We start from the raw sequence: 13,479 nt of genomic DNA on the forward strand, positions 1-13,479 counted from the left end.
GACCCCTCCTACCCGGCGGGCCTCGCCCTCGGCCGGGACGGGCGTACGGCGGTGGGGGGGGGCGCCACCGCGCCCGAGGGGGCCCCCCCCCCCCACCCGCCCCGGGGGGGGGGGGCCCTCGGCCGGAATGCCGGGAGGGCGCTCAGCCCTTGCGGGACTTCACTTCCTCGGTGAGCTGCGGGACGACGTCGAAGAGGTCGCCGACGACGCCGTAGTCGACCAGGTCGAAGATCGGGGCCTCGGCGTCCTTGTTGATGGCCACGATCGTCTTCGAGGTCTGCATGCCCGCGCGGTGCTGGATCGCGCCGGAGATGCCGGAGGCGATGTACAGCTGCGGCGAGACGGACTTGCCGGTCTGGCCGACCTGGTTGGTGTGCGGGTACCAGCCCGCGTCCACCGCGGCGCGCGAGGCACCGACGGCCGCGCCGAGCGAGTCGGCGAGCGCCTCGATGATCGCGAAGTTCTCAGCGCCGTTGACGCCACGGCCGCCGGAGACGACGATCGCGGCCTCGGTCAGCTCGGGGCGGCCGGTCGACTCGCGCGGCGTGCGCGAGGTGACCTTCGTGCCGGTAGCGGCGGCGGAGAAGGTGACCGACAGGGCCTCGACCGCACCCGCGGCCGCGGCGGGCTCGACGGCGGCACTGTTGGGCTTGACCGTGATGACCGGGGTGCCCTTGGAGACGCGGGACTTGGTGGTGAAGGCGGCGGCGAACACCGACTGGGTGGCCACCGGACCCTCGTCGCCGGCCTCCAGGTCGATGGCGTCGGTGATGACGCCCGAGCCCAGGCGCAGCGCCAGGCGGGCGGCGATCTCCTTGCCCTCGGCGGAGGACGGGACCAGCACGGCGGCCAGGGAGCCCTCGGCGGACACCACCTCGACGGCGGCCTGGAGGGCGTCCACCTTCGGCACGACCAGGTAGTCGGCGTACTCGGCGGCCTCGTGGGTGAGGACCTTCACCGCGCCGTGCTCGGCGAGGGCGGCGGCGGTGTCGGCGGCGCCGCCACCGAGGGCCACGGCGACCGGCTCGCCGATACGGCGGGCGAGGGTCAGCAGCTCCAGGGTCGGCTTGCGGACGGCACCGTCCACGTGATCGACGTAGACGAGAACTTCAGCCATGGGACTTCTTCTCTCCTGCTTGCGAAAGATGAGGGGCGGTCGGCGGAGCGGGGCTCAGATGAACTTCTGGCCCGCCAGGCTGCGTCAGACGAACTTTCGCTCCGCGAGGAAGGCGGCGAGCTGCTTGCCGCCCTCGCCCTCGTCCTTGACGATGGTGCCCGCGGTGCGCGCCGGGCGCTCGGCCGCGGAGTCGACCGCGGTCCAGGCGTTCTCCAGGCCGACCTCGTCCTCGTCGATGTCGAGGTCGGAGAGGTCCCAGGACTGAACCGGCTTCTTCTTGGCCGCCATGATGCCCTTGAAGGACGGGTAACGCGCCTCGCCCGACTGGTCGGTGACGGACACGACGGCCGGGAGGGAGGCCTCCAGCTGCTCGGTGGCCGTGTCGCCGTCCCGGCGGCCCTTGACCGCGCCGCCCTCGACGGAGACCTCGGACAGCAGCGTCACCTGCGGCACGCCCAGCCGCTCGGCGAGCAGCGCCGGTACGACACCCATGGTGCCGTCGGTGGAGGCCATGCCGGAGACGACCAGGTCGTAGCCGGCCTTCTCGATCGCCTTGGCCAGGACCAGGGAGGTGCCGATGGCGTCGGTGCCGTGCAGGTCCTCGTCCTCGACGTGGATCGCCTTGTCCGCGCCCATGGACAGCGCCTTGCGCAGAGCGTCCTTGGCGTCCTCGGGGCCCACCGTCAGGACGGTGATCTCCACGTCGTCGTCGGAATTCTCGGAGATCTGCAGCGCCTGCTCGACCGCGTACTCGTCCAGCTCGGAGAGCAGACCGTCCACGTCGTCCCGGTCGACGGTCAGGTCATCGGCGAAGTGCCGGTCGCCAGTGGCGTCGGGCACGTACTTCACAGTGACAACGATCCTCAAGCTCACGCCGGCTCTCCTACTGCGTCGACATTTCAGTGCTGCCTCTTGCAGGCAGCATAGGCGCCCCAAGCGGCCGATCCCGGGCGGGGCGACCTGCGCTTCGCACCGGAATATTACTCATCAGTACACCCAGTTCTTTCCCGCTAAGCAAGCGCTTTGAACTGTGACCTTCGCAACGCAGCGTAACCGGAACTCGACGCCTCCGCAGAAGCGGCCGGTGCCGGAGCCGGCACCGGTCAGTCGCGCAGACCGGTGTAGCCGCCCTGGTGGTACAGCAGCGGGCCGCCGGCGCCCGCGGGGTCGCCGGTCAGCACCTCGGCCAGCACGATGCGATGGTCCCCCGCGGGCACCCGGCCGACGACGCGGCACACGAGCCAGGCGAGGACCCCGTCCAGCACGGGCACTCCCCGAGGACCCTCGCGCCAGGGGGTGGGCGCCGCGAAGCGGTCGGCGCCGCTGCGGGCGAAGGTGGCGGCCAGCTCCTCCTGGTGTTCGCCCAGCACATGCACGCCGACGTACTCGGCCGCGGAGACCGCGGGCCAGCTGGAGGAGCCGGTGCCGATGCCGAAGGAGAGCAGCGGCGGCCGGGCGGAGACGGACGTGAGGGACGTGGCCGTGAAGCCGGCCGGACCGGCGGCACCGGACGCGGTGATCACGGCGACTCCCGCCGCGTGCCGCCGGAAGACGGACCGCAGCAGGTCGTCGGTGGCGAGCCGCGGCGCGGCGACGTCGGGTGTGGCCGTCATACGGGGTGTCCTTCTGCGTTGCGCCTCGGTCCCGGCAACGGGGAGCGGGGCCTTCGGGCAGGCTGACGACAGGTGGCACACACAGTCAAATACGTCCCGGGACGCGGAAGCTGTGGAGGACGCCTCACCCCCGGCGTGGCGCTGATCACACCGCCTCGCCCAGGGCGGCGATCACGTCCGCCTTGCGCGGCTGCCCGACGGCGCGCCGCACGACGCGGCCGCCGCCGTCGAGGACCAGCACGGTCGGGGTCTTGTGTACGCCGAGGACGCGGACGAGTTCCAGGCGGGCCTCGGCGTCGATCTCGACGTGGGCGACGCCGGGGACCATGCGGGCGACCTCGCCGAGGACCCGCCGGGTGGCACGGCAGGGGGCGCAGAAGGCGCTGGAGAACTGCACGAGCGTGGCGCGGGTGCCGAGTTCCGCCCCGAGGTCGGCCGCGTCGAGGTGGGGGCCCGGTGTCCCGAGCCCGCCGTCGTCACCCTGCCCGCGCACCAGCGCGCCCCCGTTCCGCCGCGTCCGCGGCCCTCATGGGCGCGCCCGAGTAGCGCGCCGCCGGTCCGGTCGTCCCCAGGTGCAGCACTCGCGGCGACGCGGAGATTCCCGGTCCACCATCGTCTTCCGGCCACCAAATGGACGGGCGAGTGATGAGGATCTCGCGGCGTACGGGCACCAAGGCTGGTACACGGGCCGTTCTTGGGGCACGATCTGCGACAAGCCGTAAACCTACGGCTGCGTAACTTTCGACTGGGAGCCCCCTTCCCAGGCTGACAAGGAAGGGTCCGACCCGCCCATGGCAGAACTCGCCTACCGCCCGGCCATCGGTCTCGCCCGCACCCTGTTCAAGGTGTGGGACCTCAAGATCGACTGCCAGGGTTCGGAGAACATCCCGCGCGCGGGCGGCGCCGTGCTGGTGAGCAACCACATCAGCTACCTGGACTTCATCTTCGACGGCCTGGCGGCGCTGCCCCAGAAGCGGCTGGTGCGCTTCATGGCGAAGGAGTCGGTCTTCCGGCACCGGGTATCCGGCCCGCTGATGCGCAACATGAAGCACATCCCGGTGGACCGCAAGCAGGGCGAGGCGGCGTACGCGCACGCCCTGGACTCGTTGCGGTCCGGCGAGATCATCGGGGTCTTCCCGGAGGCGACGATCTCCGAGTCGTTCACGCTGAAGAGTTTCAAGTCGGGCGCCGCGCGCCTGGCGCAGGAAGCGGGAGTCCCGCTGATCCCGATGGCGTTGTGGGGTACGCAGCGGCTGTGGACCAAGGGACACCCGCGCAACTTCAAGCGCAGCCACACCCCGGTCACGATCCGGGTCGGCGAGGCGATGGAGGCCTCCCGCGAGCAGTACGCGGGCGCGATCACCCGCCGCCTGCGCGAGCGCGTGCAGGAGCTGCTGGAGGCCGCACAGCGCGCCTACCCGGTGCGTCCCAAGGGCGCGGACGACACCTGGTGGATGCCGGCCCATCTCGGCGGCACGGCGCCGACGCAGGAGCAGCTGCGCGCGGCCCAGGCGCACTGAGCCGGGCGGGTCAGAGCGCCGCGGGAAGGATCGCCCACAGGTGCGGCCGGTCGGTGGCCGCCTTCAGGGCGTCCAGTACGGCCGGGTGCGGCGCGGCGTACAGCTCCGGGTAGTCCGCCTCCCCGGCCTCGTGGTCCGGCGTGAAGGCCAGCCGCTCCCCCTCCAGGGAGAACCGCGCGTTCACGCCGGGCTTGTTCCCGCGCGGGTCCTGCCGGTGCCAGGCGCCGTTGAAGCGTACGGCGACCAGTCCGTGCACCACGTCGAAGCGCTGGTAGCACAGGGCGGTCGGGATGTCCTCGGCCCGCAGCAGGGCGGTCAGCGCGTGCGCCTTGGCGTAGCAGATGCCGGTGCGCCGCTCCAGGACGTCGGAGGCCCGCCAGGTGACGCGCGGGTCTCCGGAGTCCTTTGAGTGCGGGATGGTGTCCCGCACGAACTCGAAGGCCAGTCGTGCATACGCATACGAATCGGCCGCCTCTTTGGCGAGTCCGCCGGCCACCTCCCGTACGCGGCGATGGTCGTGGTCGATGACCTCGTCGGCGGCCAGATATGCGGACAGGTCGGGGGTCTTCTGGATCAGCTCCATGCCCGCAGAGCATAGAAACGCGATCACCCGTCAGTCAATGACTTTTCAGGTGACCGCATATCTATGCATCGAGGGAGCCCCCTGGCTCAGCGCGCCATCTCCTCCTTGAGCGCGGCCACGAAGGTGTCGACGTCGTCCTCGGTGGTGTCGAAGGCGCACATCCAGCGGACGTCACCGGCGGCCTCGTCCCAGAAGTAGAACCGGAACCGCTTCTGCAGGCGCTCGCTCACCTCGTGCGGCAGCCGGGCGAAGACCGCGTTGGCCTGCACCGGGTAGAGGATCTCCACGCCGTGCACGGCACGCACGCCGTCGGCGAGGCGCCGCGCCATCTCGTTGCCGTGCCGGGCGTTGCGCAGCCACAGGTCCTTGGCGAGCAGCGCCTCCAACTGCACCGACACGAAGCGCATCTTGGAGGCGAGCTGCATGGACAGCTTGCGCAGGTGCTTCATGTGGCTGACTGCGTCCTGGTTGAGGACCACGACCGCCTCGCCGAACAGGGCGCCGTTCTTGGTGCCGCCGAGCGAGAGCAGGTCGACGCCGACGGCGTTGGTGAACGTCCGCATGGGCACGTCCAGGGAGGCGGCGGCGTTGGCTATCCGGGAGCCGTCCAGGTGCACCTTCATGCCGTGCGCGTGGGCGTGTTCGCAGATGGCGCGGATCTCGTCGGGCGTGTAGAGCGTGCCCAGCTCGGTGCTCTGGGTGATCGAGACGACCTGCGGCATCGCGCGGTGCTCGTCGTCCCAGCCGTACGCCTGCCGGTCGATGAGGTCGGGGGTGAGCTTGCCGTCGGGCGTGGGCACGGTGAGCAGTTTCAGCCCGCCCATGCGCTCGGGGGCGCCGCCCTCGTCGACGTTGATGTGCGCGCTCTCGGCGCAGATCACCGCGCCCCAGCGGTCGGTGACCGCCTGGAGCGCGACGACGTTGGCGCCGGTGCCGTTGAAGACCGGGAACGCCTCGGCGCCGGAGCCGAAGTGGCCGCGGATCACCCGCTGGAGGTTCTCGGTGTACTCGTCCTCGCCGTACGCGACCTGGTGCCCGCCGTTGGCCAGCGCGAGCGCGGCGAGCACCTCCGGGTGGGCCCCGGCGTAGTTGTCACTGGCGAAGCCGCGGACCTCGGGGTCGTGATGGCGACGCGCGTCGGTCTTCGGAGGGTTCACGGCTTCTCGGTCAGCCACAGGCGGTTTCCGTTCACTTCCGCGGCGGGCTTGTCCCAGACTCCGGCGACGGCCTCGGCGAGGTCACGCACGTCCGTGAAGCCCGCGAACTTCGCGTTGGGCCGCTCGGCGCGCATCGCGTCGTGCACCAACGCCTTCACCACCAGGATCGCAGCCGCCGACGTCGGCCCCTGCTCGCCCCCCGCCTTGCGGAAGTAGTCCGCCATGGCCAGGGTCCAGGCCTCGGCCGCGGCCTTGGCGGCCGAGTAGGCGGCGTTGCCCGCGGTGGGGTTGCTCGCGCCGGCGGCGCTGATCAGGACGTACCGGCCGCGGTCGCTGCGCTGGAGCGCCTCGTGGAAGGCGAGGGAGGTGTGCTGCACGGTGCGGATGAGCAGCAGCTCCAGCAGGTCCCAGTCGTCGAGGTTGGTCTTGGTGAAGCTCTGGCTGCCGCGCCAGCCGCCGACGAGGTGGACGAGGCCGTCGACCCGTCCGAACTCCTGCTCGGTGCGGTCGGCCCAGGCGCGGGCGGACTCCAGGTCGAGCAGGTCCACGGTCTCGCCGGTGACGCTGGCGCCACCGTGCGCGTAGCGGGCCGCGTCCACGGCCTCCGCCAGCCGCTCCGGGTCGTTGTCCGAGCCGACGACCGTCGCACCCGCCTCGGCGAGCCGCAGCAGCGCGGCCCGTCCGGCGGGTCCGCCCGCCCCTGCCACCGCGATCACCGCGCCGTCGAGCGCCCCGTTCCCCATGGTCCTCGCCTCCCGAGCCTGTGCCTGCCGCTGTTGTGCCTGACCTCCGGTGCCGTCGCTCACGCGGCGGCCCGTCCGGCGCCGTCCGCGGTGATGCCCCGGGTCGAGGCAATCACCTTCTTGAGTTTCTTGGACAGCGCCTCGTAGAACATGCTCAGCGGAAACTCGTCCGCAAGCACGTCGTCGACCAGCTTGCGCGGGGGCAGGGTCAGGTCCAGGGCGTCGGGGCCCTTCGCCCACTTCGAGCCCGGGTGCGGGGCGAGGTAGGTGGAGACCAGCTCGTAGCCGGCGAACCAGTGGACGATCTTCGGGCGGTCGATGCCGTCCCGGTAGAGCGTCTCGATCTCGGCGCACAGCTGGTTGGTGACCTCGGGGGCGCGCTGCCAGTCGATGAACAGCTTGTTGTCGGTCCAGCGGACCACGTCGTGCTTGTGCAGGTAGGCGAAGAGGAGCTGACCGCCGAGCCCGTCGTAGTTGCGCACGCGCTCGCCGGTGACGGGGAAGCGGAACATGCGGTCGAAGAGGACCGCGTACTGCACGTCACGGGCCTGCGGGACGCCGTCGGCCTCCAGGCGTACGGCCTCCCTGAAGGCGGTGAGGTCGCAGCGCAGCTCCTCCAGGCCGTACATCCAGAACGGCTGGCGCTGCTTGATCATGAACGGGTCGAAGGGCAGGTCGCCGTGGCTGTGGGTGCGGTCGTGGACCATGTCCCACAGGACGAAGGCCTCCTCGCAGCGCTTCTGGTCGTCCACCAGCGCGGCGACGTCCTCGGGCAGCTCCACGCCCAGGATGCCCACGGCGGCCTCGGTGACGCGGCGGAAGCGGGCGGCCTCGCGGTCGCAGAAGATGCCGCCCCAGGAGAAGCGCTCCGGGGCCTCGCGCACGGCGATGGTCTCCGGGAAGAGGACGGCCGAGTTGGTGTCGTAGCCGGCCGTGAAGTCCTCGAAGGTGATGCCGCAGAACATCGGGTTGTCGTAGCGGGTGCGCTCCAGTTCGGCCAGCCAGTCGGGCCAGACCATGCGCAGCACGACCGCTTCGAGGTTGCGGTCCGGGTTGCCGTTCTGCGTGTACATCGGGAAGACGACCAGGTGCTGGAGGCCGTCCGCGCGGCCCGCGGCGGGCTGGAAGGCCAGCAGCGAGTCGAGGAAGTCGGGCACCTCGAAGCCGCCGTCGGCCCAGCGGCCGAGGTCGGCCACCAGGGCCTCGTGGTAGGCGTGGTCGTGCGGGAGGAGCGGGGACAGCTCCCGGACCGCCTCGACGACCCGGCGTACGGCGTCCTCGGCGTCGGTCCGCCCGGGCGTGCCCTCGGCGTCGAAGTCGATCGACCCGTCCTTGGACTGCCATGGCCGGATCCGCTCCACGGCATCCTTGAGCACGGGCCACGCCGGGTGCTCCACCACCCTGCTCACCGGAGGAACGTCGCCCTCCGCACCCACCTGCACAAGAATTTCCGTCATGTCCCATCCTCTACGAGAGAAGCTTGCGTCAGGACACCGTATGCATACGAGGTTTCTCCCATCAAGGGGAGGCCCCGTAAATTATCCTGCCTCACCCTGGCCTTCACCGCATTTTTTCCTGCGGGACGCCTCGGCTCGTATACCAGGCGCGGCAGAGGGGAAACGGTCCCGCAGGGCCGTTAGGCTGCCGCCCTGCCATCGCCGACGTCGACGGAAGCGAGTCGAGCCTTGAACTTCCTCACCATCGGTCACCGCGGAGCGATGGGTGTCGAACCCGAGAACACCCTGCGTTCCTTCGTCGCCGCCGAGCAGGCCGGCCTCGACGTCGTCGAACTCGACCTGCACCTGAGCAAGGACGGCGCGCTCGTCGTCATGCACGACGCGGAGGTGGACCGCACCACCGACGGCACCGGCGCGATCGCCGAGAAGACCCTCGAGGAGCTGCGCGCGCTGGACGCGGGCAGCGGGGAGCGCATCCCGGTCTTCGAGGAGGTGCTGGACGCCGTCTCCGTGCCGTTGCAGGCCGAGATCAAGGACGCGGCGGCCGCCCGGACACTCTCCGAGGTGATGCTCCGCCGGGACCTGGTGGACCGGGTGGAGGTGATCTCGTTCCACGACGAGGCCATCGTCGAGATCGCCCGGCTGGTGCCGGGGGTGCGAACCGCCCTGGTCGCGCAGTACTACGGCAAGGAAGTCGTGGACCGGGCCGTGGAGGCGGGCGCCGGGACCCTGTGTCTGGACATCAACCGGATCACCCTGGAGATCGTGGAACGGGCCCGCAAGGCGAGTCTGCGGGTCTTCTCCTGGACCATCAACACCCAGGACCAGCTGCGGCTGGTGCGCGCCCTGGGCCTCGACGGCGCGACGACCGACTACCCGGAGATCAAGCGCACCGGCCGCTTCACCGCCTGAGGCTCAGACCAGCGGCTTGACCAGCAGCTCGAACCGCAGGTCGTCGCGGAGCGGAAGGCCGAAGCGCTCGTCGCCGTACGGGAAGGGCGTCATCTTTCCCGTACGGCGGTAGCCGCGGCGCTCGTACCAGGCGATGAGGTCCTCGCGGACGGAGATCACGGTCATGTGCATCTCCGTGGCGGCCCACGTCTCGCGGGCCTGCCGCTCCGCCTCCGCGATGATCGTCCTGCCGAGGCCCTCGCCCTGGAGCGCGGGGCTGACGGCGAACATGCCGAAGTAGGCGTGCTTCCCGCGGTGCTCCAGCTGGCAGCAGGCCACGATCCGGCCGTCCCGCTCGACCGTCAGCAGCCGGCTGTCCGGCGACTTCACGACGTCCCGCACGCCCTGCGGGTCCGTGCGCTGCCCCTGGAGGATGTCCGCCTCGGTGGTCCACCCGGCCCGGCTGGAGTCGCCCCGGTACGCCGACTCTATGAGCGCCACGATCCCGTCCACGTCCGTGTCGGTGGCATCGCGGTAGACCAGTCGGCCGGCGGTGGTGTCCATGTGGGGCGTCTCCGGTTCGTTCTCGGGCGCGGCGGGGGCACCGATGAGCGTAACGCCGCCAGTAGGGTCGGGACGCATGGTGCATGTACTCAGCAGCCGGATCCTGCTCCGCCCCACCGACCCCGAACGCTCCCGCGCCTTCTACGGCGACCAGCTCGGCCTCGCCGTCCACCGGGAGTTCGGCACCGGTCCCGAACGGGGCACCGTCTACTTCCTCGGCGGCGGCTTCCTGGAGGTCTCCGGGCGCTCCGCGGCCCCGCTCTCCCCCGCGCTCCAGGTGTGGCTCCAGGTCGAGGACGCGGCGGCGGCCCACGACGAACTGCGCGCCAAGGGCGTAGAGATCGTGCGGCCGCCGGTCGAGGAGCCGTGGGGGCTGGTGGAGATGTGGATCGCGGATCCGGACGGCACCCGGATCGTGCTGGTGGAGGTGCCCGCGGAGCATCCGCTGCGCTACCGGCCGGGGATCTGAGCCGCCCCGGCCGCCGGGGCGGTGCGTGCCGGATGGCCCCGGCCCCGGGGCGGCCTTAGCGTGCTGGAAGGGGGCGGACGGCCTGCGGCCCGGCGGAAGGAGGCTCCACGATGAAGCTCCACGAACCGGTGACCGGCGGACCCTGCTGGGCGGAGCTGGGGACCGACGACCTGGCGACGGCCGAGCGGTTCTACAGCGGGCTGTTCGGCTGGCGCCCCGAGACGGACCCGAGGCAGCGGGCGAGCGGCCACACGATCGCCCGGCTCGGCGGTGAGGCGGTCGCCGGCCTGACCCCCCTGTCGCGGCCGGAGCAGCCGGTCGCGTGGAACGTGGTGTTCGCCGTGCGCGACGCGGACACCGCCGTCCGGCAGGTGACGGCGGCCGGCGGCACGGTGCCGGAGGGTCCCACGGACGTCCTCGGCCACGGCCGCTTCGTGGTGGTGGTGGACCCCACCGGGGCCCTGTTCCAGCTGTGGCAGCCCGGCTCGTTCGCCGGTGCCGGACTGTTCAACGCGCACGGCTCGCTGGGCTGGGTCGAACTGCTGACCCGCGAGCCCGACCGGGCCGCCGACTTCTACACCACGGTGTTCGGCTGGAGCGTCACCGCCTCGGAGTACTACCCGCAGTGGGGCATCGGCGGGGCGGACTTCGGCGGCATGGTGACGATGGACGACAAGTTCCCGCACGAGGTGCCGGCGCACTGGCTGCCCTACTTCGCGGTGGCGGACGTGGACACGGCGGCGGCCGGCACGACCGACGGCGGCGGCACGGTGCTGATGGAGCCCGTCTCGCCTCCCGACGGACCGCGGATCGCGGTGCTGCGCGACCCGCGGGGCGCGATGTTCGGCGTGTACCGGGCGGGGGACGAGCGCTGAGCCTGCCGGGCGGGGCGTGTGGCGCCTGCTCCCGTCAGGAGGCGTGGCGCTTGTTCGGCCCGGCCGTCGGGGGCCCGGTCCGGCCCGGCCGTCAGGTGCCCCGGTCAGACCCGCAGCGCGTCCAGGCGGCCCTCCAGCTGGCCCAGCAGCCCGCCGAGGAGTGCCGCCAACTCGCCCTGCCGGGGCTCGTCGACGCCCGACAGGACGGCGGCCTCGTAGGCGAGCTGTTCGGGCAGGATGCCGTCGACGAGGTCGCGTCCGCTCTCCGTGAGGCGGACGTGGGCGACGCGGCGGTCACGGGTGTCGCCACGCCGTTCCACCAGGCCCCGCTCGGTGAGCTGCTTGAGGCGCTTGGTGACGGCCGCACCCGAGGAGAAGGTCTCGCGGGCGAGGTCGCCAGGGGTCAGCTCGTGGCCGGTGCGACGCAGCGCGCCGAGGAGGTCGAACTCGGCCCGGCTCAGGCCCGCCCGGCGCAGCGGGGCGTCCTCGGCCTGCTGGAGGAGGGCGGCGCAGCGGTTGATACGGCCGATGATCTCCATCGGCCCCGTGTCGAGGTCCGGGTGGACGGCCCGCCACTGCCGCACGACCGCGGCCACGGTGTCCCCGCCCGGTCCCCCTCTCCCGTCGCCCCCGGTCGCCGAGCCCCCGTCGGTTGCGGTCATGGCCGTACGTCCTCCGCTCTCGTGCCCGTGTCCCGGTCCCGACGCGCTGCCCGGCGTCGCACCGCTGCGGCGAGCGTACGGTGTCCGGACTGCTCGGCGAGCACGACCCTCTCCTGCGGCAGTGCGCGTCCCCACCATTCGCCGGACGCCCCGTCGACGGTGGCCCGCAGGTCGGTCAGCGCTGCGGCCAGGGCCCGGCGGGCAGCCTCCAGGGCGCTGGGCGCCGGTTCGGGCTCCGCCAGGACGCGGGCGGTGTGTTCCCGGGCCCGGTCGGCGGCCCGCAGCGCCCGCTCGACGCGGTTCCCGGCGCGCCGGTCGGTGACGGCGACGGCGGCCAGGAAGCCGACCAGGGCGCCGACGAGGGTGTCCACCACCCGCTCGGTGATCAGGGAACCCGGTTCCTGGTTTCCGGCGAACTCGGTGATGAGCAGCGCCATCGGGGTCACGCAGACGCTGCCGAGCCAGTAATTGCGGGTCATCAGGGCCTCGGCGCCGAAGTTGAGGGCGAGGCAGAGCAGGACGAGCAGGGCCTGCCCGAGGTGGGCGAGGGGGGCGATGGCGGCGAAGAGCAGCACCCCGGCGAGGTTGCCGACCACGCGCTGCACGGCCCGGCTCCAGGTGAGGGTCAGGTTGGCCTGGTAGAGCGCGGCAGCGGTGACCAGGGCCCAGTAGGGGCGGCCGACCCCGAGGGCCAGGGAGGCGTAGCCGGCCAGGGCGCAGCCGAGGGCGGTGCGTACGGCGACCGGGGTCAGCGGGCCGAGCCGCTGCCACAGGGGGGCGGGGCGGGCGGCGAGTTCGGTGTCGACGCCGAGGAGTTCGTCGGTGACGGCCGGGCCGTCGTCGGTGCGGGGGACGCGGCCGGTGCCGCGCAGGGCGATGGCCCAGGCGCGCAGCGGCTCGGGGTCGGTGTCGGCGGGGGCGGCCAGCGCGACCTCGGCGCGGACGACGAGGCGTTCGAGGGCGTGCCGGGTGGTGGCGCGGGTGCCGGTGGCCGGGACGGACAGCAGCGTCTGCCAGGCGTTCTGCACCGCTCCGTACCCGGCGGCACGGGCGGGGGCGTGGCCGTCGCCGGTGCCACGGGGGTCGGCGTGCGCGGTTTCGGCGTACGCGGCGGCGGCGTTGAGGGCCTGGGCGGTGGCCCGGCGTTCCGGGCCGTGCGGTCGGACCAGGACGGGTGCCATGCAGACCAGCCAGGCCCAGGCGCCGGCGGCGGCGCCCAGCGCCAGGTGGGCGGGGATCTGGCCGAGGGTGTGCGGGACGAAGAGGGCGGCGGAGCTGATGAAGGTCAGGACCACGTTGCCCGGCGGGCCGATGCGGGTGGCGTCGCACAGTGCCTTCTGCACGGCGGCCAGCAGGGCTCCGACGGTGACCAGGACGACGGCGTTCCGGGTGAGCGAGGCGGTGACCAGGGCGAGGGCGACGCCGCCGAGCATGCCGAGCACCACCCACGCGAGGGCGCGGGCCCGGGCGGCGTAGGGGCGGTTGTGGGCGTAGAGCGCGCACAGGGACCCGGCCATCGTGTACATCGCCAGGTCGAGCCGGCCGAGGGACAGCAGGAGCAGGTTGGGCGGGGCGACGGCGGCGACCGAACTCAGGGCGGGCTTGAACCAGATCTCGGAGGGCCGGCGCAGGCGCAGCACGCCGGTCAGGGACAGACGTCGGCCGGGCGGGATTCCGGACGCGGAAGGGGGCGCACTGCTCATACGGATTACTTTAGCATGTGTTTTACTTGTGAATGATTGCTTCCTGGAGTCGACGCCGACCCCCACGTCGCGCCATACCGCGGCCCCGACCAGCGGCGATCCCCCGCGCTCCCCCGAATACCCCC

Annotated in this window: 15 protein-coding genes; 4 read left to right on the plus strand and 11 right to left on the minus strand. The window is 72.2% G+C overall.

From position 1 onward, the window contains the following. Positions 1–142: 142 nt before the first annotated feature. The 4 genes from ACFWR9_RS04160 to ACFWR9_RS04175 all read right to left on the minus strand — a co-directional run bounded on the left by ACFWR9_RS04160 (position 143) and on the right by ACFWR9_RS04175 (position 3,223). Positions 143–1,117 carry an electron transfer flavoprotein subunit alpha/FixB family protein gene (locus ACFWR9_RS04160; protein ID WP_383835181.1) on the minus strand — a complete coding sequence of 325 codons (975 nt, stop codon included), beginning with the start codon at positions 1,115–1,117 and terminating at the stop codon, positions 143–145. 84 nt (positions 1,118–1,201) lie between these two features. Next, on the minus strand, positions 1,202–1,990 hold the full coding sequence (locus ACFWR9_RS04165) for an electron transfer flavoprotein subunit beta/FixA family protein (RefSeq protein ID WP_383835184.1): 789 nt from the start codon (positions 1,988–1,990) through the stop codon (positions 1,202–1,204). A gap of 230 nt (positions 1,991–2,220) precedes the next feature. Beyond that, positions 2,221–2,730: a flavin reductase family protein gene (locus tag ACFWR9_RS04170; RefSeq protein WP_383835187.1), complete on the minus strand. Its 510-nt coding sequence runs from the start codon at positions 2,728–2,730 to the stop codon at positions 2,221–2,223. 145 nt (positions 2,731–2,875) lie between these two features. After that, a complete protein-coding gene (locus tag ACFWR9_RS04175) occupies positions 2,876–3,223 on the minus strand; it encodes a TlpA family protein disulfide reductase (protein WP_383835189.1) in 348 nt (115 codons plus the stop codon). 298 nt (positions 3,224–3,521) lie between these two features. On the opposite strand from ACFWR9_RS04175, the gene ACFWR9_RS04180 reads away from it, so the two are divergent. Beyond that, complete coding sequence (locus ACFWR9_RS04180; RefSeq protein ID WP_376361080.1) at positions 3,522–4,250, plus strand: lysophospholipid acyltransferase family protein; 729 nt, start codon at positions 3,522–3,524, stop codon at positions 4,248–4,250. A 10-nt stretch (positions 4,251–4,260) separates the two neighbouring features. Here the strand turns inward: ACFWR9_RS04180 and ACFWR9_RS04185 are convergent, their stop codons facing one another. The 4 genes from ACFWR9_RS04185 to ACFWR9_RS04200 form a co-directional block, all read right to left on the minus strand. Then, positions 4,261–4,833: a transglutaminase family protein gene (locus tag ACFWR9_RS04185; RefSeq protein WP_383835191.1), complete on the minus strand. Its 573-nt coding sequence runs from the start codon at positions 4,831–4,833 to the stop codon at positions 4,261–4,263. A gap of 86 nt (positions 4,834–4,919) precedes the next feature. After that, positions 4,920–5,990, minus strand: coding sequence for a threonine aldolase family protein (locus ACFWR9_RS04190; protein WP_383835193.1), 1,071 nt, complete (start codon positions 5,988–5,990; stop codon positions 4,920–4,922). Then, positions 5,987–6,733 (minus strand): SDR family NAD(P)-dependent oxidoreductase, encoded by a 747-nt coding sequence (locus ACFWR9_RS04195; RefSeq protein WP_352153659.1) that lies wholly within the window; start codon positions 6,731–6,733, stop codon positions 5,987–5,989. The genes ACFWR9_RS04190 and ACFWR9_RS04195 overlap by 4 nt, the downstream gene beginning before the upstream one ends. Positions 6,734–6,792: 59 nt before the next feature. Continuing rightward, on the minus strand, positions 6,793–8,190 hold the full coding sequence (locus ACFWR9_RS04200) for a DUF6421 family protein (RefSeq protein ID WP_383835196.1): 1,398 nt from the start codon (positions 8,188–8,190) through the stop codon (positions 6,793–6,795). A 228-nt stretch (positions 8,191–8,418) separates the two neighbouring features. On the opposite strand from ACFWR9_RS04200, the gene ACFWR9_RS04205 reads away from it, so the two are divergent. Continuing rightward, positions 8,419–9,102: a glycerophosphodiester phosphodiesterase gene (locus tag ACFWR9_RS04205; protein ID WP_383835199.1), complete on the plus strand. Its 684-nt coding sequence runs from the start codon at positions 8,419–8,421 to the stop codon at positions 9,100–9,102. A gap of 3 nt (positions 9,103–9,105) precedes the next feature. Here the strand turns inward: ACFWR9_RS04205 and ACFWR9_RS04210 are convergent, their stop codons facing one another. Continuing rightward, a complete protein-coding gene (locus tag ACFWR9_RS04210; RefSeq protein ID WP_383835202.1) occupies positions 9,106–9,645 on the minus strand; it encodes a GNAT family N-acetyltransferase in 540 nt (179 codons plus the stop codon). Between the two features lie 76 nt (positions 9,646–9,721). Between ACFWR9_RS04210 and ACFWR9_RS04215 the strand changes: the two genes are divergently transcribed. Together ACFWR9_RS04215 and ACFWR9_RS04220 are read left to right on the plus strand one after the other, a co-directional pair. Further along, positions 9,722–10,114 (plus strand): VOC family protein, encoded by a 393-nt coding sequence (locus ACFWR9_RS04215; protein WP_383835205.1) that lies wholly within the window; start codon positions 9,722–9,724, stop codon positions 10,112–10,114. A 110-nt stretch (positions 10,115–10,224) separates the two neighbouring features. After that, positions 10,225–10,989: a VOC family protein gene (locus ACFWR9_RS04220; protein WP_383835208.1), complete on the plus strand. Its 765-nt coding sequence runs from the start codon at positions 10,225–10,227 to the stop codon at positions 10,987–10,989. 104 nt (positions 10,990–11,093) lie between these two features. Here the strand turns inward: ACFWR9_RS04220 and ACFWR9_RS04225 are convergent, their stop codons facing one another. Together ACFWR9_RS04225 and ACFWR9_RS04230 are read right to left on the minus strand one after the other, a co-directional pair. Further along, positions 11,094–11,651 carry a MarR family winged helix-turn-helix transcriptional regulator gene (locus tag ACFWR9_RS04225; RefSeq protein ID WP_383835211.1) on the minus strand — a complete coding sequence of 186 codons (558 nt, stop codon included), beginning with the start codon at positions 11,649–11,651 and terminating at the stop codon, positions 11,094–11,096. Continuing rightward, positions 11,648–13,354, minus strand: a complete 1,707-nt coding sequence (locus tag ACFWR9_RS04230; protein ID WP_383835214.1) for an FUSC family protein — start codon at positions 13,352–13,354, stop codon at positions 11,648–11,650. Before ACFWR9_RS04230 ends, ACFWR9_RS04225 begins: the two co-directional genes overlap by 4 nt. Between the last annotated feature and the right edge of the window lie 125 nt (positions 13,355–13,479).

This window comes from Streptomyces sp. NPDC058534 (assembly GCF_042717365.1).
GTDB lineage: Bacteria > Actinomycetota > Actinomycetes > Streptomycetales > Streptomycetaceae > Streptomyces.